This is a genomic window from Telluria sp. ZT3P26 (genome assembly GCF_059686035.1).
Genome location: NZ_JCASII010000004.1, coordinates 319,265 through 338,969 on the forward strand (window position 1 = coordinate 319,265; position 19,705 = coordinate 338,969).

Sequence of the window (19,705 nt, forward strand, 5' to 3'; positions counted from 1 at the left end):
TGAAGATGCGCACATTTTCACAAGCACGGAAACGCTATTCCTGGCCGTTCAATGTCAGGTTTTTTGATAACCGTACTGACGCTGTCGTTCTACCCCGAACAGAGGTACAACGACAGCGACCAGCGTGAACGCCACGGCGCGTTCACCGCAACGTTTTCCGAAAACCTGCACGCCTTGCTTACACCACCGACCCAAGCTTGAAGATCGGCAAATACATCGCCACCACGAGCCCGCCGATCAGCACGCCCAGAATCACCATGATCAACGGCTCCATCAGCGACGACAGCGCCGCCACAGCCTCGTCGACTTCTTCCTCGAAGAAGTCGGCCACCTTGCCCAGCATGGCGTCCAGCGAGCCGGATTCCTCGCCGATCTGCACCATCTGGATCACCAGGTTCGGGAACACGTCGGCATTCTGCATCGATGCCGTCAGGCTGGTGCCGGTGCTGACCTCGTTCTGGATCTTGCGCGTCGCTTCCAGGTAGACGGCATTGCCGGACGCACCGCCGACCGAATCGAGCGCTTCCACCAGCGGCACGCCGGCGGCAAACATGGTGGCCAGCGTGCGCGTCCAGCGCGCGATGGTGGCCTTGCGGATCACGGGGCCGAAGATCGGCAGGCGCAGCAGCAGGCGGTCCATGGCCTGCTGCATCTTCAGTGAGCGGCGCCAGGCCTGGAAGAAGAAGTAGCCGGTGGCGAACATCGAGCCGAAGATCAGGTACCACCAGGTGACGAAGAAGTCCGAGATCGCCATCACCACCAGCGTCGGGGTGGGCAGGTCGGCGCCGAAGCTTTCGAACACCTGCTTGAAGGCCGGCACCACCCAGATCATGATCACCGCGGTGACGATGAACGCGATGGCCAGGATGGCGATCGGGTAGGTCAGCGCCGACTTGATCTTGCCCTTGAGCGCGAGCGTTTTCTCTTTGTAGATCGCCAGGCGCGTGAGCAGGTCTTCCAGGATACCGGCCTGTTCGCCGGCCCCGACCAGGTTGCAAAACAGCGGATCGAAGTACAGCGGGAACTTGCGGAACGCGCGGTTCAGGCTCGTGCCGGTCTCGACGTCGTTGCGCAGGTCCTGGATCAGCTTGGCCATCGACGGATTGCCGTGGCCCTTGCCGACGATGTCGAACGATTGCAGCAGCGGCACGCCGGCCTTCATCATGGTCGCGAGCTGGCGCGTGAACATGGTCAGGTCCTTGTCGGTGATCTTCTTGCCGCTGCGGTAGACCTTCTTCTTGACCTTGGTGACCATGATGCCCTGGCGGCGCAGGGTCACGTTGACGATCGCTTCGCCGCCGGCGCGCACTTCGCCGCGCACGGTCCGTCCGGTCTTGTCCTTGCCTTCCCAGGCGTACACGTTCTCCTTGACCTGTGCGCCGCGGCTCTTGGGGGATAGGGAAGTTGCCATAGGGGTTCCTGTTCAGGGTCTTATTCGTTGGTGCAGCCGAGGACTTCTTCGACGCTGGTCAGGCCCTGCTTGACTTTCATCAGGCCAGAGCGGCGCAGCGAGTTCACGCCTTCCTTCTCGGCCTGCGCCGCGATGTCCATCGCGTTGCCGTTGGCGAGGATCAGCGCCTCGATCGCGGGCGAGATCGGCATGATCTGGTAGATGCCGACCCGGCCCTTGTAGCCCGAGCCCAGGCAGCGGTCGCAGCCGACCGGGCCGTACGGCTGCCAGGTGGCGTCGATGTCGCTCTCGCGGTAGCCCGCGGCGAGCAGCGCTTCGTGGCTCGTCGCCAGCGGCTGCTTGCAGGTGCACAGGCGGCGCGCGAGGCGCTGGGCGGTGATCAGGATGACGGACGAGGCGATATTGAACGGCGCCACGCCCATGTTCATCAGGCGCGTCAGTGTCGACGGCGCATCGTTCGTGTGCAGCGTGGAGAACACCATGTGACCCGTCTGCGCGGCCTTGATCGCGATGTCGGCCGTTTCCAGGTCGCGGATCTCGCCGACCATGATGATGTCGGGATCCTGGCGCAGGAACGACTTCAGGGCGACAGGGAAGGTCAGGCCGGCCTTTTCGTTGACATTGACCTGGTTCACGCCGGGCAGGTTGATCTCGGCCGGGTCTTCCGCGGTCGAGATATTGATGCCCGGTTTGTTGAGCAGGTTCAGGCAGCTGTACAGCGAAACAGTCTTGCCGGACCCGGTCGGCCCGGTCACCAGCACCATGCCGTAGGGGCGGGCGATGGCGTCGAGCAGCAGCGCTTTCTGGTCGGGGTCGTAGCCGAGCGCGTCGATGCCCATCTGGGCCTGGGTCGCATCCAGGATACGCATGACGGTCTTTTCGCCGAACAGCGTGGGCAGCGTGCTGACGCGAAAATCGATCGTGCGCGTGGCCGACATGATCAGGCGCATGCGGCCGTCCTGCGGCACGCGCTTTTCGGCGATGTCCAGACGCGCCAGCACCTTGATGCGCGAGACCAGCTTTTCGCGGATCGCCAGCGGTGGCGACGCGTGGTCGCGCAGCACGCCGTCCACGCGCAGGCGGATGCGGTAGAACTTCTCGAAGGGCTCGAAGTGGATGTCGGATGCGCCCATCGTCACCGCGTCGATCAGGATCTTGTTCAGGAAGCGCACGATCGGCGCATCCTCGACATCGTTGGCCGCTTCGAGGGGCGGGGCTTCCTTGTCGTCGTCGGCGAATTCAATTGCCGCTTCTTCGCCGGCCAGGTCGCTCAGATCCTGCTCGGCGCCCTTGGCGATGGCCGCCAGCAGGGCCAGCAGGGCGTCGTGCGGCACGATCACCGGTTCGACCGTGGCCTCGCTCTGGAACTTGATCTGGTCCAGCGCCTGGCTGTTGGTGGGGTCCGACAGCGCGACCGACAGCTTGTTGCCGCGCTTGGCCAGCGCGATCACGCGCTGGGCCTGCATCAGCTTGGCATCGATGGCGCTGGCGGGCAGCACGCCCACCGAGAACGTCGACAGGTCGAGCAGAGGATAACCGAAGGTCTCGGCGCAGAATGCGGCCAGCGAGCGCGCATCGATCGCGCCACTGGCCAGCAGGGCATCGATGAACGCGCCCTTTTCCTGTGCGGCTTTCTTGTGCAGCATGTCCGCCTGCACGGCGCTCAGGCGGTTGGCCTGGACGAGCGCGCGCGCAAGGCCCGACAACGGTGTGCCGGTGGTCGGATGAGGGAGGACTGCTGCCATATGAGCCGGGTGTGGTACCTCAGGGAAGTGACTAGAGCGCCAGAGTCACCGGCGGGTCAAAGGATGATGCCTATGGGCACTACTTTTGTAAAGGTTTTGGTGTGACCGGCCGCAAGACGGCCATGTGGACGATCTGGCATGCGATGCCGGATCGTCCACATGGCGGCGCGCATCTTGATCGCGCTACAGAGTGAGCCGCATTGGCGGCGATGAAACAGTCTTGGCAAAGCCATTACGGTTGTGGTCGCCTTGCAAAGCTGGGTTTTCGCAACACTTCGGCAGGTGAGACCTGCCTGCGTTCTAGCGTGCGAGCGCCAGGCGGGTGGTCGATGCTGCACCGGTCACGCCCGTCACGCCAGGCGCATGCGCAAGCTTGAACACCGCCAGCGCATCGGTCAGGTGGCTGGTCTGGCCGGTCAGCGATTCGGCCGCGGCCGCCGCTTCCTCGACCAGCGCCGCATTCTGCTGCGTCATTGCGTCGATGCTGCCGATGGCCAGGCCAATGTCTTCGATGCCCGCGTTCTGGCGCGTACCGGCGTCGCGGATTTCAAGCATGATGGTCTGCACCTTGCCTACCGCTTCGACGATCTGCGCCATCGTCGCGCCGGCTTCGTCCACCAGCGCGCTGCCAGCGCCGACCTTGGCGACCGAGTCGCCGATCAGTTCCTTGATTTCCTTGGCGGCGGCTGCCGAGCGGTGCGCCAGTGTGCGCACTTCGCTGGCCACCACGGCAAAGCCGCGGCCCTGTTCGCCGGCACGGGCCGCTTCGACCGCGGCATTCAGGGCCAGGATATTGGTCTGGAACGCGATGCCGTCGATGGTGGCGATGATGTCGACGATGCGTTTGGACGAAGCGCTGATGTCGCCCATCGTCGTGACCACGCCGCCGACGACGTCGCCGCCGCGCGAAGCGATTTCATTGGCGGTGACCACCAGCGCACTGGCTTCGCTGGCGTTGGCGGCGTTCTGGCGCACTTCGCCGGTCAGCTCGGCCATCGCACGCGTGGTGCGGTCGACGTTGGAGGCCTGCGATTCGGTGCGGCTGGCCAGGTCGGCGTTGCCGCTGGCGATCTCGCTGCTGGCGCTGGCGATGGCGTCGGCCGAGGCCTTGATGTCGCCCACCAGCGTTGACAGGCGCGTGCGCATTTCCTTCAGCGCGGCCAGCAGGCTGCTGCTGTCGCCCGCCTCGGTATGGATCTCCATCGACAGGTCGCCGGCGGCCACGGCCTGCGCGATCGTGCGCGCATAGGCCGGCTCGCCGCCAAGCTGCTGCCAGATGGTGCGGACCATGAACCACGAGATCGCAACCAGTACCGCGATCACGATCAGGGCCGACAGCACCATCGCAATGACGGTCTGGCGCACGCTGTTCTGGCTGGCTTCGATGCCGGCAGCGAACTGGCGCTGGGCCAGGTCGGCCGTCTTGGCCAGGTCGGCATTCAGCAGCGCCAGGGCCTTCTGCATGGCGCCGACGGTGGCTTGCGGGTCACCTTGCTCCAGTTCGAGCATGATGCGGGCCGACGACAGTGCCGGCGTGTAGTAAGCGGTGAATTCGGTATTCAGGCGTGCGCTCGTGGCTTGCTGGCCGGGGATCTTCCCCAGCTGGTCGAGTGCAGTGCGGACCTTGGCGGCCTGGTTGTTGGCCTGGTCGACGAGTGCCTTGTCGTTTTCGGTGACGGCATCGGTCAGCATGACGGTGACGGCCCCGATGTCGAGCGACAGGACCTTGACAGCGTCCATCAGCGGATAGTCCACCGACTCGGTGGTGGTGATCGACTTCAGGGCGCCGTTCGCGATGGTCGCGCTGATGCCGGCGCCCAGGCCGAAGATGATGGCGGAAATGATGGGCAGTGCCCAGATCCTGCGCTTGATGCTCATGCTTGTCTCCAGATGCAACGCCCGCCACGCGGCGTAATGCCGGTGGCGGGCGTCGTTATTGCTTGCTTATGGGGTGAGAACAACCTTGACGCTGGCATCGACGGCGCTCTTGTCGATGTAGCCGATGGCCTTCGGGTTGGCGGCGACGGCAGCCTTGACGCCGGCATGGTCGGCAACTTCCTTCGGCATCGTGGCCTTGCCGGTAAACACCAGCTTGGACCACAGGGCCTTGGCCTGGGCCGCGTCCTTGTCCGCGACCTTCTTGTAGAACTCGGCGCGCACCGGGGCGCTGTCAGGCTGGTCGATCGGCGTCATCGACGTCGATTTACCCAGGAAGAACTGGGCGACCTGGTCCTTGGTCAGCGCGCTTTCGGCGGCCTTCGGGTTGACGACGACGACGACTTCGGCCAGAGCGGGGAGCGAAGCAAACGCAGTGCTCAGGCAGGCAGCGATGAGGATCTTTTTCATGGTCGCTCCTTAGAACACGAAGTCGAGGGCGACGGCGCCGACGGTCACGGGACCGGAGAAGCCAGGCTTGACGTTGATGAACAGGCCGCTGCCGGTTGGCTTGATGCGGTCGATCTGCACCTTCAGCGCGGCCGACTTGTAGAAGTCCCAGCGCACACCGATGGTGTCGGTGGTCTGCTCGCCCTGGCCGACGCCCGAGACGGCGATGCGGCTCACGCCGGCGCGCAGCGCCTGCAGGGTCGGGGTGCAGGCGGCCGGGAAACCGGCAGGGCAGGCGGTCGGCACGGTGTTGGTGATGGTGCTGTCGATCTTCAGTTCCGAGCGCGTGTAGTACGGCAGGAACTTGCCGATGCGGTAGCCGCCCATCACGTACCACGACGTGGTGTCGTTGATGTACGTCTCGGTCTTGCGCTTGGCAAATTCGCTTTGCAGAACGAAGTTGTTCCAGTCGGCGGTCAGGCCGATCGAATTGAACGTGCCCTTGTCACCCTTGGCTTCCACCTCGCTTGCCAGCGCGGTGAGCTGGGGCATGCGATAGCCGGCGCCGGCGGCGCGCAGCGAACCGACCAGCGTATTGAGCGATGGCAGGTCGTCCAGCGTGACCTTGGTGCGGGCGTGGCCGGCGCGCAGCGTGAACGGGCCGTTTTCGGCCACCACGTTCAGCGCCAGGATGTCCTTGCCGCGCACGTGGAAACTGGTCACCGGGGTCTTGGTGCTGCCGGCGGCAAACTGCGTCGTCAGGCTGGTGTTGCCGAAGTCATGGCGCCAGGTGATGTCGGCGCCATCGACGCTGTTGAACGGCACTTGCGAATACACTTCCGACGGTGGGCGCAGCATCGTGTTGGCGTAGCCGACATTGCGATAGTCCGAGATCATGAAGATCGGCAGGCCGACACGGCCCACGCGCACGCTCAGCTCGTCCGAGATGCGGAATTTGGCGAAGGCCCAGGTCAGTTCGGCGCCGTAGTGCTCTTCAGCATCCTTGCGCACCAGGCCCTGGGCGGTCAGCGATAACCACTCGTTGACGGTGTAGTCGGCTTGCAGGCCGAGGTTCGAGTCGATACCGGTGCGGAAATCGCCCGCACTGCCGCTGGCCTGGTTCGGGCGGGCGAATTCGGCGCGGTCGTCATCCGCGTAGGTAGCGGCAGCGGTGCCGAATCCGCTGATCTTGACGGCGTTCTCCTGTGCCTGTGCGACCGACGCGCACAGAGGCAGCGCCAGCAGACTGGCGATCATTGTTTTTTTCATAATAGGATTAGGCTGAAACGTAGGCTGCTGGAAACGACGGCGCTGACAAGGGCAGCAAGCAAGAGCGCCGGTACATACTGGAATTTATTCTATCCACGCGGCAATATTGACAGCAACACTTTTGTGACACGTGGAGAGTATTCGAGACAATTCGCGATGTAGTGTGGCCTAACTGACACAGTAAGTGGTCAGGTTAGATTCCATTAAGACAAGTTAGTCGATGGGCTTGACGGACGGCGGGGTGCAATCCAGGTGGCCGGCATCGTTTTGCAGGGGGATGCGGCGTCCATCGATCTCCAGATCGGCCAGCACCGGCGGCGCGGGGCGCAGACGACCGGCGCGCATGGCGTCGAACAAGGATGTGCAGTCGCCGAGCATGACCGGCAGGCCGGCCGCCAGTTCCCAGGCGCCACGGGCGTCCTGGCGCAGCACGGCGCCGCCATCGCCACCCGCGCCGACGACGACGACCTCGGGCCTGGCGTCACCGCCCAGGTCGAGGACGAATGCGTCGCATACGGCGTTCTGGCTGCGCATGCAGCGCGGCAGGCGCGCCCATTGCCGCGTGCGGCGCCAGTCGGTCTGCGCGAAGCCGGCCGGCAGCGTGGTGCCTTCGGGCCAGACGCGCAGCTGGTCGGCGGATTGCATGACACCGGTGCCGGTGTCGGTGTCGATGTCGGGCTGGCGCAGGCGCGCCAGTTCGGTGCGCAGCCAGCCGGCATCGGGCCCGGTCGTGCTGCCCTCGAGCCGCGTGATTGCGGCGCGGCCGTGGCGCGCGCCCTGGTGCCACAGATACGCCAGGTCCAGTTGCCGTAACGTGATCTGGCCGGCATCCAGGCGCGCCAGCTGGCTGGCCACGGCGATGCGCCCCGGGTCGCCGAGCGGCGAGAGCAGCAGCGCCAGTACGCCAAGCGCCGTGAAAGCGGCGGCGATGTTCACGCCGGCCAGCGTGGGCAGCCAGCCGCGCCGCAGGGCCGCCGCCGCATACCCGCCGGCGTAGCACGCCGCCACCAGCAGGCAGGCGGCGGCGATCACGCGGTCAAGCGACCAGCCATGGTCGAGCACGCGCAGCGCGAGGGCATACCCCGCGAGCAGCGTCAGTGGCGCCAGCAGCAGGCTTGCCACGCGTGCTGCCACGGCGATGACGCGGGCCGGGCGCTCGCTGCCGTCCTGGTATGCCGCATTGATCAGCACCACGAAGGCCGCTGCCGCCGACAGCAGCATCCCGGCGGCGCTGCGCGTGGCCCACAGCGGCTCGAGACCGGTGAACGGCAGGCTGGCCAGGAAGCCACCCACCAGCAGCGTCAGCACCGGCAAGGTCCACGACAGCAGCACGTGCACCAGGTTGCGAATGCCGCGCACGATGGCCGGCTTGACGTCGGTCAGGTGCAGCGCGCTGGCGAAAGCGAACGTGTTGACAGGAATGAAGAGCCAGGCCTTGCGCATGGCCTGGCTCAGGAAGTCAAGCCGGATCAGGTCGAACAGCGACGCACCCAGTTGCAATACAAGCCAGGTCGCACCGACGAACAGGGCGCTGAAGGCGAGCTGCAGGCCGAGGGTCCAGGCCACGTCGAAATACGTGGCATACGACGCCACGCGCCGCTGCTCGCGCGCGCCGGCAAGCACCAGTGCGTGGGCAATGAAGCAGCCGGCCGCCAGGCGCACCCACAGGGCGCCGGAGGGCGTCGGGTGCAGCACGTCGGCGCCGCCCAGCCGGCGCCAGATGTCGTACATGGCCAGCAGCGCGATCGCAACGGCCGCGGCGCCGACCCAGCCGGCCATCGTACGGCGCGGCAGGTGGCCGAGGGCGCTGCTCAGGATGACCGGCAGCAGCACGCCAAGCGCGACCAGCGGCGCAAACAGCAGCGGGACAGTTGCCGGCCAGGTCTGGTCTTGCGCCGCCGTGTACAGCAGGTACAGCAGCGCACCCTGGACCAGGCCGATGCCGATGCGCGCGGGGCCGAGCCGGTGCGGCGCCAACCTAGCTGCCCCGGTAGGTCGAGTACGACCAGGGCGTCATCACCAGCGGCACGTGGTAATTCTGGTCCGTGGCCGCGATGCCGAAGCCCAGCGTGATCCGGTCGAGAAAGCGCGGGGTGGACAAGGCCACGCCGCGCGCCGCGTAATAGTCACCCGCATGAAACACCAGCTCGTACTGGCCGGGCTGCAGCGCCGCCGCATCGAGCAGTGGCGTGGCGCAGCGGCCATCGTCGTTCGTCAGGTCGGCCTTGAGCAGTGTGCGGCCGGTCGCGTCGATCGCGTACAGCTCGACGGTGATGCCGGCGCCGGGGCAGCCGTGCGCGGTGTCGAGTACGTGGGTGGTGAGCTTGCCCATGGGTGTCCTTGCGTTCTGGTGGTGGCTCATCATAACGCGCCCGAAGTGACTGCGGAAATGTCCCGAATTCTCACAAAGTTGTCAGGGTTTCATACCCAGGAAATATTGCATTGCTAGGGTGTCGATATGCCGGGCCCGTATGACGATGCGGGCGGCGGCAGCAATGTCCATCCACCTTGAAAAATACAATGCACATCCAACGAAGCCAGATCGCCAGCGCCGTCGCACTGCTCATCACCCACGCCATGGTCGGCGTGCATGCCCAGGACGCCGGCGCCGTGCCGGCGCCGCAATGGGAGGCAGCGCCGCAAGCCGTCATCGTCACCGGCACCCGCGCCAGCAACCGCACCCAGTTCGACACGCTCGCACCGGTCGACGTGTTCAGCCGCGAAGAGATCGCGGCGGTTGAATCGTCCGACCTGAACGACGTGCTGGCCCAGCTGGTGCCTTCGTATGTCGTGCAGCGCCTGCCGATGGCCGATGGCCAGGTCTTCGTGCGCCCGGCCACGCTGCGCGGGCTGTCACCCGACCAGACGCTGGTGCTGGTCAACGGCAAGCGCTTTCACCGCAGCGCCTTCCTCGGCGGGCGCGGCGCGCAGGCAGCCGACATGGCGCAGATACCGACCAGCGCCGTCAAACGCATCGAAGTGCTGCGCGACGGCGCCTCGGCCCAGTACGGGTCGGATGCCATTGCCGGCGTGATCAACATCATTCTCGACGACAGTACGGGCGGCGAGATCAATGCGCAGCATGGCCAGTACAGCGAAGGCGATGGCAAATCGAACACCGTGCGCGCCAAATACGGCTTTGCGTTTGGCGCCACCGGCCGCCTCAACCTGTTTGCCGAAGCGGCCACATCGGATGCCACGTCGCGCACGCGCCAGCGCCCCGACGCGATCGCATTCCAGGCCGCGCATCCCGGGCTGAACGTGCCGAACCCGGTCCAGCGCTGGGGCCAGCCCGAGCTGGAAAGCCAGCGCATCGGCTACAACGCCACGCTTGATCTGGGTGGTGATACGCAAGCCTACAGCTATGCCTTGTTTGGCCGCAGCGAAGGCACGTCCGATTTCAACTGGCGCAATCCGGATACCAGCGGCAGCGTCTACAACGTCACGCCGGCTTTTTCGGGCTGGGATGTGCGCACCCTGTTTCCGCTCGGTTTCAGCCCGCAATACACGAACGAGCAGGACGATCTGCACCTGCTGGGCGGCGTGCGCGGCCAGTTCACGCCCGATCTGTCGTGGGACCTGAGCGCCTCGTATGGCCGCAACCGGATCGACTACGGCCTGCACGACAGCATCAACGCCTCGCTCGGCCCGGCCAGCCCGACCGCGTTTGACCTCGGGCGCCTGACGCAGGAAGAAAAAATCGTCAACGCCAACTTCAACTACGCATGGAACCTGGCCGCACTGGCGCAGCCGGTCAACGTGGGCTTTGGCGCCGAATACCGCAACGAACGCTATGGCGTGCAGGCGGGCGAGCCGGCCTCGTACGCAGTGGGCCCGGGCGCCGCCTACGGGCTGGACCCGAGCGCCAACGGTGCGCCTGGCTTCAGCGAACGCCAGGCCGGGCGCTGGGACCAGAACAGCTACGCCGCCTATGTCGATGTCGAAGTGCCCGTCACCACGCGCCTGAGCATCGGCGGCGCGTTGCGCTATGAAGATTTTTCGGCATTCGGCGATACGCTCAATGGCAAGCTGTCGGCGCGCTATGCCGTCACGCCGGACTTCGCCGTGCGTGGTTCGTATTCGACGGGCTTCCGTGCACCGACACCGGGCCAGCTCAATACCAGCAGCACCAACCAGGGGCTCGATACCCGCACGCTGCTGGTGTTTACGAGCGGGCGACTGTCCAACAGCGATCCGCTGGCGATCCTGCTCGGGGCCACGCCGCTGCAACCGGAAGAATCGAAGAACCTGTCGCTGGGCGTGACCTGGAAAAGCGCGATGGGGCTCTCCGGTTCGGTCGACCTGTACCAGATCGACCTGAGTGACCGCTTCAGCACCTCGGCGTCATTCGCGGTGCCGGCCGGCGTGGCCAACCCGCTGCGCTACACGACGGTCAACTACTTCACCAACGACTTCGACACCACCACCCAAGGCATCGACGTGGTCGGCAACTACCTGCAGCGCGTGGCCGACGGGCGCCTGAACCTGACGCTGGCCTGGAACTACAACAAGACCCGCGTCGACGGCGGCAGTACCAGCGTGGCTGCCAACGCCACGCAGCGGACCATCTTCGAGAGCCGCCTGCCGCGCCAGAAGGCCAGTGTCAGCGCGTCGTACGAGCGTGGCGCCTGGAGCGCGCTGGCCCGCATGCGCCACTACGGTTCATGGACCGACAGCACCGGCAACGCCACCGGCGATATCTTCCAGCGCTTCGGCGCGATCCACCTGTTCGATGCGGCCATGAGTCTCAAGGTCACGCCGAAGCAGACCTTGCGCTTCGGTGTCGACAACCTGTTCGACAAGTACCCGGACGAAGCCGTATTCCAGGCCAGCCGCGGCCTGATCTACTCGCGCAATGCGCCGTACGACACCGATGGCCGCAACCTGTACATCGACTACACGGTGAAGTTTTGAGCCAGCACGGTCATGATCAGGCCCGCCGCACCTGGCTGCGGGCCGGCGCCCTGGCGCCGCTGGCGTTGTCCGCAATGCCGGCGGCCGCCGCTGCGGCTTCGCCTGCGGTCGACCTGACGCCGCCGGCGATGACGCCTGCCGCGCTGGCGTCCAGCGATGCCTACTGGCGCCGCGTGGCCGCGCAGTACGACATCACCGACGAGGTCGCGATGCTCGACAATGGCTACTGGGGGTCGATGGCGCGGCCCGTGGTGCAGGCGTATGCCGGGTTCGTCGAGCAGGTCAATCGCGGCAATGCCTGGTACGGACGCGTGCAGTTCCCGGCCGAGTACGAGGCGGCGCGTGGCGCCGTGGCCCGGGCACTGGGCGTCGAACGCGACGAAATCGTGCTCACGCGCGGCGCCACCGAAGCCCTGCAGGCGCTGATCGGGGGCTATAACCGCCTGCGTCCGGGCGACACGGTGCTGTGCGCCGATGTCGATTACGACAACATGATCACGACGATGGGCTGGCTCAAGGAGCGGCGCGGCGTTGATGTGGTGCAGATCGCGATGCCGGCAGCGCCGACGTACCAGTCGCTGATCGATTGCTACGCGCAGGCGATGGCGGCATATCCGAAGTTGAAGATGATGCTGCTCACCCACGTCAATCACCGCAACGGCTGCGTGTTGCCGGTGGCCGAGATCAGCCGCATGGCGCGTGCGCGCGGCATCGGTGTCATCGTCGACACCGCGCACGGGTTTGGCCAGCTCGACATGCGCATCCCGGACCTGGACGCCGATTTCGCCGGCATCAACCTGCACAAATGGATCGGCGCGCCGGTCGGCGTGGGCGCGATCTATATCCGGCGCGGGCGCGTGGGCGACATCGATCCGCACATGGGCGAGCAGCCGGGGGACGATATCCGCACCCGGGTGCATACGGGCACGGTCAATTTTGCCGCCTACCTGGCGTTGCCGCTGGCGCTGCAGATCCACCAGCAGATCGGCGTGGCCAACAAACAGGCGCGCCTGCACCGGCTGCGCAACCGCTGGGTCAATGCCGCGCGCGGGATCGACGGCATCGAGGTGCTGGCATCGAACGACCCGCGTCTGACCAGCGCGATTGCCGCCTTCCGCCTGCGCGGACGCACGACGGTGGCCGAGAACGTGGCGCTGGCCAGGCGTCTCGTGCGCGAGCACGGCGTGTTTGCCGTCATGCGCGATGGCCTGGCGTCGGGCGCCTGCATCCGTGTCACGCCGGCGATCTTCACGTCGGAGGCGCAGATCGACCGGCTGGTGGCGGCGCTGCGCAGCGAGGGAAGCGCTGCTGCATCCTGACGAAACAGGTTCCTCGCCGGGGTCTGCACGGGCTGCTTGAATCGCGCCGCAATACCGCGTGTCGCCATGAATCCTGAGTTGATTTTTGGCAAGCCGGTGTATCATGGGCAATGACTGGCAAATGGCACGTAATGATCGTTGACGACGAGCTGGATTTGCTCGAGAGCGTCGCATGGCTTCTTGAAACTGAAGGCTTCCGGGTGTCGCTGCACGACGACCCGCGACGGGCCGTGGCCGCCATTTGTGATGGGGTAGCGCCGGACCTGGTCATGCTCGACTATCGGATGCCCTGGTTGAACGGCTCGCAGACGCTCAAACAGATGCGCGAATGCGGGTTGACGGCACCGGCCGTGCTGGTGTCGGCCATGGCAAGCCTGGCTGCCGAATCTTCCGCTGCCGGCTTCGATGAGTCGTTGTCAAAGCCGTTCGAGTTCGACCAGATGGTCCGCCTGATGCGACGCCTGCTGCCAGCCGCGTGTCCCCCAGGTGCAGGAATGGCCTGATGCAGTTTCTGTCCAACGTCAGGCATCCCGATGTCGGGCAGGTGCGCGCCGCGTGGGAACGCTACGTGCAGCACCAGGCGCTGGCGCCGGACACGCTGCGGCCGTACGTGCTCAGGGCGTGGAACCGTGCACGCGCCAGTGGGTGCAATCCTCGCCTCGGCCGCGCCGATGTGCTGGGCGAACACGAAACCGAGCTGCTGCTGGCACAGCGTCACGAGCTCATCACGGCAACCGCGCCCTTTCTCGGGGCACTGTCCAGAGCGGCAGGTGAACACCGGCACGCGGCGATGCTGGCGGATACCGACGGCCGGCTGCTGTGCCTGACCGGCGACGCTGAAACCATGGCCGACGAGAATTTCCCGCGCCCGGGCTCCCTGCTGGATGAAGCGCATGCCGGCGCCAATGGCGTTGGCACCGCCATCGCCGAGAACGGCTATGTGGAACTGGTTGGCCCCGAACATTTCATCGAGGGCTTTCATGCCTTCACGTGCCAGGGTGTACCGATCACCGGGCCGCATGGTTCGATGGGCGTGCTGAGCATGTCGGTACGGACGCTGGCCACGGCCGACCGTGTGCGTGACATCCTGTTCTGCGCCACGGAAGCGGTGGAATGCGATTTGCTGGCTAAGTGGCTCTCCGGCATCAGCGGCCACGAGATGGAGCACACCCTCGAACGCCTGCGGCAAGACATGCTGCAACGCCTGACGAGCGCCCGTCTGCGCATCGAGATTGCGGCGCGCCGGATCGCCGCCGGTGGCGACATCACCGCCATGGTGCAGACTTCCAAGGCGATGAGCGCGCAGTTCGCCCGCCAGGCCCGCACCTGGCGCGTGCTGGCGCTCGATCGCACTGGTCCGGCCGAACCCGAGCCCCTGGCGCTTGCGGACATCGTGCAGGACCTGCTGGACCTGCTTGCCACCGAAGCGCGCGTCGTCGGCCTGCAGTTCGAATGGGGTACGGCCGACCGCGTCATGGTGCTGGACGATCGCCAGGCATTGACGCGTCGCCTGCTCGGCAACTTTCTGTCGGCTCTGCAAAAGGCAGCGCCCGGCTCGACGCTGGTCGTCGACGTCGCGGCGGCCGGGGGACTCGGGCGCACCGCGCTCACCGAACGCTGCATCGACGGCCAGGTACGCCACGGACCGGTGGTGGAATCGATGCAGTTGACGTAGAGCGCGCCGGACCGGGCATCCACGCTGGACTGCCGCAGGCATCGCATGGCACGATATGATCGGACAAACTTCCCTCTGGACTGCTGATGCCGACTTCCTACCCACGTGACCTGGCTGGCTATGGCCGCACGCCGCCCCATCCGCAGTGGCCGGGCGCAGCGCGCATCGCGCTGCAGTTCGTGCTGAACTACGAAGAGGGCGCTGAAAACAATGTGCTGCATGGCGATGCGGCATCCGAGACGTTTCTTTCCGAGATCGTCGGCGCCAGCGCCTTCCCCGCGCGCCACATGAGCATGGAGTCGCTCTACGAATACGGCTCGCGCGCCGGCCTGTGGCGCCTGCTGCGCCTGTTCGAAGACCGCAAGCTGCCGCTGACCGTGTTCGGCGTGGCGCAGGCGCTGGCGCGCCATCCCGAGGCGGTGGCCGCGTTCCAGGAACTGGGGCACGAAATTGCCTGCCACGGCCTGCGCTGGATCTCGTACCAGAACATCGACGAAGCCACCGAGCGCGCGCACCTGCACGAAGCCGTGGCCATTTTCCGCGACCTGACCGGCGCGCCGCCCGAGGGCTGGTACACGGGGCGTGATTCACCCAACACGCGCCGCCTCGTGGTCGAGCATGGCGGCTTTGCCTACGATGCCGACCATTACGGCGACGACCTGCCGTTCTGGCAGCACGTTGAGGCAACCGGGCCGGATGGGGTGGTGCGCCGCACGCCGCACCTGGTGGTGCCGTACACACTCGACACCAACGACATGCGCTTCGCCTCGGCCGGCGGCTTTAATTCGGGCACGCAGTTTTTTGACTATCTGAAGGACGCCTTTGACGTGCTGTACGCCGAGGGCGACCCGGATGGCCTGAACCAGCCGAAGATGCTGTCGGTCGGCCTGCATTGCCGCCTGGCGGGGCGCCCGGGCCGCACGGCGGCGCTGGCGCGCTTCCTTGATTACGTGGGCCGGCACGACAAGGTCTGGGTCACGCGCCGCATCGACATCGCCCGGCATTGGACAACGGTGCACCCTTGGTAGGGTGGGCGGATTCCGCCCACGCGTTCAACCCGCCTTCGCATACTACGGAGCTTGGTTGGTTTGAACGCGTGGACGGCATAGCCGTCCACCCTACGTATATGTTTCTTGATATGAGCAATATCATTCGGCGATTATAAGTTGGCATCCCCTGGATGGTAGCCTTCCGCCTTTGGCGTCCCCAAATCCACTCACCAAAGACAGGCATGTCAGAACCGATCCGCTTCTTCTACCAGGGCCAGGTGCGCGAACTGCGCGACGTGAAGCCCACGCAAACCATCCTGCAGCACCTGCGGGAGGACTTGCGCTGCACCGGCACCAAGGAAGGTTGCGCCGAGGGCGATTGCGGCGCCTGCACCGTGGTACTCGGTTCGCTGGAAGACGGCGAGCTGGCGCTGCGCGCCGTGAACGCCTGCATCCAGTTCACGCCGACCCTTGACGGCAAGGCGCTGTTCACGGTCGAAGACCTGGCGCAGCCCGACGGCGCGCCCCATCCCGTGCAGCAGGCGCTGGTCGAATGCCACGGCTCGCAATGCGGCTTTTGCACGCCGGGGTTTGCGATGTCGCTGTTCGGCATGTACCTGAAGCAGGAAGGGCGCGCGCCATCGCGCTGCCAGATCAACGATGCGCTGTCCGGCAACCTGTGCCGCTGCACCGGCTACCGCCCGATCATCGACGCTGCGCGCCGCATGGTCGAACTGCCGCCGGTCGCGTTCGACCGCGTTGCGCTGGCCGAGCGCCTGCGCGCGCTGCAGCGCAGCCACGGCTTCACGTACGCCGCGCATGGCCAGCACTTCCACGTGCCGCGCACCGTGGCCGAACTGGCGGCGCTACGGGCAGAACACCCGGCTGCCGTGCTGCTGGCCGGTTCGACCGATGTCGGGCTGTGGGTCACCAAGCACCTGCGCGAACTGGGCGATGTGATCTATCTCGGCCAGGTCGCCGAGCTCAAAACAATGCGCGAACAGGACGGCATGCTGGAGATCGGCGCCGGTGTTTCGCTGCAGGACGCCTACCAGGCACTGGCCGCGCGCTATCCCGCTGAACTGACGGAACTCTGGCAGCGCTTTGCATCGCTGCCGATCCGCCATGCGGGCACGCTGGGCGGCAATGTGGCCAATGGCTCGCCGATTGGCGACTCGATGCCGTGGATGATCGCGCTGGGCAGCCAGGTGGTCCTGGGCAGCAGCACCGGCACGCGCGTGCTGGCGCTGGACGATTTTTACCTGGGCTACCAGAAGAAGGATCTGCAGCCGGGTGAATTCGTCCAGGCTGTGCGCGTGCCGTTGCCGCAATCGCGTCCGGGCCTGCGCTTTCGTACCTACAAACTGGCCAAGCGCTTCGACCAGGACATCTCGGCCGTGTGCGCCGCGTTTGCCATCGTGCTCGACGGCGAGACGATCGTCGACGCCCGCATCGCGTTCGGCGGCATGGCCGCCACGCCGCAGCGCGCCGCGCAGGCCGAGGCCGCGCTATTGGGCCAGCCGTGGAGCGAAGATGTTATGACCACCGCGATGGCGGCGCTGGGCCGCGACTATGCGCCATTGTCGGATGCCAGGGCCTCGAGCAACTACCGGATGCGCACCGCGCAGAATCTGCTGCGCCGCTTCTGGCTTGAAACGCGCCTGCACGATCCGCTGCCCGCGCAGGCAGTCAATGCCTTCGCCGGCGCCTGAGGAGACGACCATGAATGACGGCGGCATCAAGAACCTGGACGCCTGGGCCGAAGTGGGCCGCGCGCGCAAGCACGAATCGAGCGAACTGCACGTGCGTGGCGGCGCGACCTTCACCGACGATATTGCCGAACTGGCCGGCACGCTGCATGCGGCGCTGGGCCTGTCGTCGCAGGCGCATGCGCACATTACCGCCATCGACCTGGCGCCGGTCCGTGCCAGCGCCGGCGTGGTCGCCGTGCTGACCGTGGCCGACATCCCGGGCCTGAACGATTGCGGCCCGATCATCCACGATGATCCGATCCTGGCCGATGGCCTCGTGCAGTATGTGGGGCAGCCGATTTTCATCGTCGTCGCCGACAGCCACGACAACGCACGCCGCGCGGCGCGCCTGGCGCAGGTGACGTACGAGGACCTGCCGGCGATCCTGACCCCGCAGGCGGCGCGCGCCGCGCAATCGTATGTGCTGCCGCCCATGCGCCTGACGCGCGGCGACGCCGAAGCGGCATTCACGCGTGCGCCGCACACCGTCAACGGTCAGCTCTACGTGGGCGGGCAGGAGCAGTTCTACCTCGAAGGCCAGATCGCGTACGCGATTCCCGGCGAAGACCGCGGCATGCACGTGTACTCGTCGACCCAGCACCCGAGCGAGATGCAGCACGTGATCGCCCATGCGCTTGGCCTGCACTCGCATCACGTGACGGTCGAGTGCCGCCGCATGGGCGGGGGCTTTGGCGGCAAGGAATCGCAGTCGGCATTGTGGGCGGCGGCGGCAGCCATCGCCGCCGTGCGGACGGGCCGCCCCGTCAAGCTGCGGGCCGACCGCGACGACGACATGCTCGTCACCGGCAAGCGCCACTGCTTCCATTACGACTACGAAGTCGGCTACGACGACGCGGGCCGCATCCTGGCCGCGCGGGTCGACATGGTCACGCGCGCCGGCTACTCGGCCGACCTGTCCGGCCCGGTGGCCACGCGCGCCGTCTGCCACTTCGACAATGCCTATTACCTGTCCGACGTCGACATCCGCGCCGCCTGCGGCAAGACCAACACGCAATCGAACACCGCGTTTCGCGGCTTTGGTGGTCCGCAGGGCGCCATCGCCATCGAATACGTGCTGGATGAGATCGCGCGCAACCTGGGCCGCGATGCGCTCGACATCCGGTGCCTGAATTTCTACGGCACGCAGGATCGCAACGTGACGCCGTACGGCCAGACCATCGTCGATAACGTCATCCCCGAACTGGTGGCCGAGCTGGAAGCCGGCAGCGACTACCGCGCGCGCCGCGCGGCCGTGGACGACTACAACCGCACCAGCCCCGTGCTCAAGAAGGGCCTGGCGCTGACGCCGCTCAAGTTCGGCATCGCCTTCAACGTCACGCACCTGAACCAGGCCGGCGCGCTGGTGCACGTCTATGTGGACGGCTCCATCCTCGTCAACCACGGCGGCACCGAGATGGGGCAGGGCATCAACACGAAGGTGATGCAGATCGTCGCGCACGAGCTGGGCGTGGAGCTGGGGCGCGTGCGCGCCACGGCGACCAACACCAGCAAGGTCTCGAACACGTCGGCCACCGCCGCCTCGACCGGCGCAGACCTGAACGGCAAGGCCGCGCAGGATGCGGCCGGCAAGATCCGCGCGCGCCTGGCGCAATTCGCGGCGCAGCAGTACGGGGGCGCGGCCAGCGAGGTGCGCTTCGCCGCCGGGACCGTGTTCGTCGGCGGCCTGGCGCTGCCGTTCGGGGAAGTTGTCGCCAAAGCCTACCTGGCGCGCGTGCAGCTGTGGTCCGATGGTTTCTACGCGACGCCTGGCCTGCACTGGGACCCGAAGACGATGACGGGCCGCCCGTTCTCGTACTTCGCCTACGGCGCGGCGGTGTCGGAAGTGGTGGTCGACACGCTCACCGGCGAATGGAAGCTGCTGCGCGTGGATGCACTGTACGACGCCGGCCGCTCGCTCAATCCGGCGATCGACATCGGCCAGGTCGAAGGCGCCTTCATCCAGGGCATGGGCTGGCTGACCACCGAAGAACTGTGGTGGAACCCGGCCGGCAAGCTGATGACGCATGCGCCATCGACCTACAAGATCCCGGCGGTCTCGGATTGTCCGGAGGATTTCCGCATCGCGCTGTTCGACAATGCCAACGTCGAAGACAGCATCCACCGCTCCAAGGCCGTGGGTGAGCCGCCGCTGCTGCTGCCGTTCTCGGTCTTCTTCGCACTGCGCGACGCCATCTCGAGCGTGGGCGGGCACCGGGTCAATCCACCGCTGAATGCCCCCGCGACGAGCGAAGCCATTCTGGACGCGATCGCGTTTGTCGAGGGCGCCGCCGGCGCGCGCGCGTGACG

14 protein-coding genes are annotated in these 19,705 nt (G+C 66.3%); 7 read left to right on the forward strand and 7 right to left on the reverse strand.

Translation table 11 applies throughout. The annotated features are described in order from the left end of the window. Window positions 1-178: 178 nt before the first annotated feature. The 7 genes from AC56LN_RS15155 to uraH all read right to left on the reverse strand — a co-directional run bounded on the left by AC56LN_RS15155 (window position 179) and on the right by uraH (window position 9,082). Window positions 179-1,411: a type II secretion system F family protein gene (locus AC56LN_RS15155; RefSeq protein WP_258836492.1), complete on the reverse strand. Its 1,233-nt coding sequence runs from the start codon at window positions 1,409-1,411 to the stop codon at window positions 179-181. A 20-nt stretch (window positions 1,412-1,431) separates the two neighbouring features. Continuing rightward, complete coding sequence (gene pilB / locus AC56LN_RS15160) at window positions 1,432-3,156, reverse strand: type IV-A pilus assembly ATPase PilB (protein ID WP_499572888.1); 1,725 nt, start codon at window positions 3,154-3,156, stop codon at window positions 1,432-1,434. A 300-nt stretch (window positions 3,157-3,456) separates the two neighbouring features. Further along, window positions 3,457-5,034, reverse strand: a complete 1,578-nt coding sequence (locus tag AC56LN_RS15165; protein WP_499572890.1) for a methyl-accepting chemotaxis protein — start codon at window positions 5,032-5,034, stop codon at window positions 3,457-3,459. Window positions 5,035-5,100: 66 nt separating this feature from the next. Next, a complete protein-coding gene (locus tag AC56LN_RS15170) occupies window positions 5,101-5,502 on the reverse strand; it encodes a type 2 periplasmic-binding domain-containing protein (RefSeq protein ID WP_482897525.1) in 402 nt (133 codons plus the stop codon). 9 nt (window positions 5,503-5,511) lie between these two features. Then, window positions 5,512-6,738, reverse strand: a complete 1,227-nt coding sequence (locus tag AC56LN_RS15175; protein WP_499572892.1) for a porin — start codon at window positions 6,736-6,738, stop codon at window positions 5,512-5,514. A gap of 225 nt (window positions 6,739-6,963) precedes the next feature. Further along, window positions 6,964-8,727, reverse strand: coding sequence for a DUF4153 domain-containing protein (locus tag AC56LN_RS15180; protein ID WP_499572894.1), 1,764 nt, complete (start codon window positions 8,725-8,727; stop codon window positions 6,964-6,966). A gap of 1 nt (window position 8,728) precedes the next feature. Beyond that, window positions 8,729-9,082, reverse strand: a complete 354-nt coding sequence (gene uraH / locus AC56LN_RS15185; protein WP_499572896.1) for a hydroxyisourate hydrolase — start codon at window positions 9,080-9,082, stop codon at window positions 8,729-8,731. 188 nt (window positions 9,083-9,270) lie between these two features. Here uraH and AC56LN_RS15190 point away from each other — a divergent pair, with 188 nt between their 5' ends. The 7 genes from AC56LN_RS15190 to xdhB all read left to right on the forward strand — a co-directional run bounded on the left by AC56LN_RS15190 (window position 9,271) and on the right by xdhB (window position 19,703). Beyond that, window positions 9,271-11,664 (forward strand): TonB-dependent receptor plug domain-containing protein, encoded by a 2,394-nt coding sequence (locus tag AC56LN_RS15190; RefSeq protein WP_499572898.1) that lies wholly within the window; start codon window positions 9,271-9,273, stop codon window positions 11,662-11,664. Next, window positions 11,661-12,983 (forward strand): aminotransferase class V-fold PLP-dependent enzyme, encoded by a 1,323-nt coding sequence (locus tag AC56LN_RS15195; protein WP_499572900.1) that lies wholly within the window; start codon window positions 11,661-11,663, stop codon window positions 12,981-12,983. Before AC56LN_RS15190 ends, AC56LN_RS15195 begins: the two co-directional genes overlap by 4 nt. A gap of 131 nt (window positions 12,984-13,114) precedes the next feature. Beyond that, window positions 13,115-13,486: a response regulator gene (locus AC56LN_RS15200; protein ID WP_499572902.1), complete on the forward strand. Its 372-nt coding sequence runs from the start codon at window positions 13,115-13,117 to the stop codon at window positions 13,484-13,486. After that, window positions 13,486-14,658, forward strand: a complete 1,173-nt coding sequence (locus AC56LN_RS15205; RefSeq protein WP_499572903.1) for a hypothetical protein — start codon at window positions 13,486-13,488, stop codon at window positions 14,656-14,658. The genes AC56LN_RS15200 and AC56LN_RS15205 overlap by 1 nt, the downstream gene beginning before the upstream one ends. An 86-nt stretch (window positions 14,659-14,744) precedes the next feature. Further along, the gene (gene puuE, locus AC56LN_RS15210) at window positions 14,745-15,686 is read left to right on the forward strand and encodes an allantoinase PuuE (protein ID WP_499572905.1); all 942 of its coding nucleotides are present in this window, start codon (window positions 14,745-14,747) and stop codon (window positions 15,684-15,686) included. Between the two features lie 203 nt (window positions 15,687-15,889). Next, on the forward strand, window positions 15,890-17,359 hold the full coding sequence (xdhA, locus tag AC56LN_RS15215) for a xanthine dehydrogenase small subunit (protein WP_499572906.1): 1,470 nt from the start codon (window positions 15,890-15,892) through the stop codon (window positions 17,357-17,359). A gap of 10 nt (window positions 17,360-17,369) precedes the next feature. Beyond that, entirely contained in the window at window positions 17,370-19,703 is a 2,334-nt protein-coding gene (xdhB, locus tag AC56LN_RS15220) for a xanthine dehydrogenase molybdopterin binding subunit (RefSeq protein ID WP_499572908.1), read from the forward strand. The last annotated feature ends 2 nt before the right edge of the window (window positions 19,704-19,705 follow it).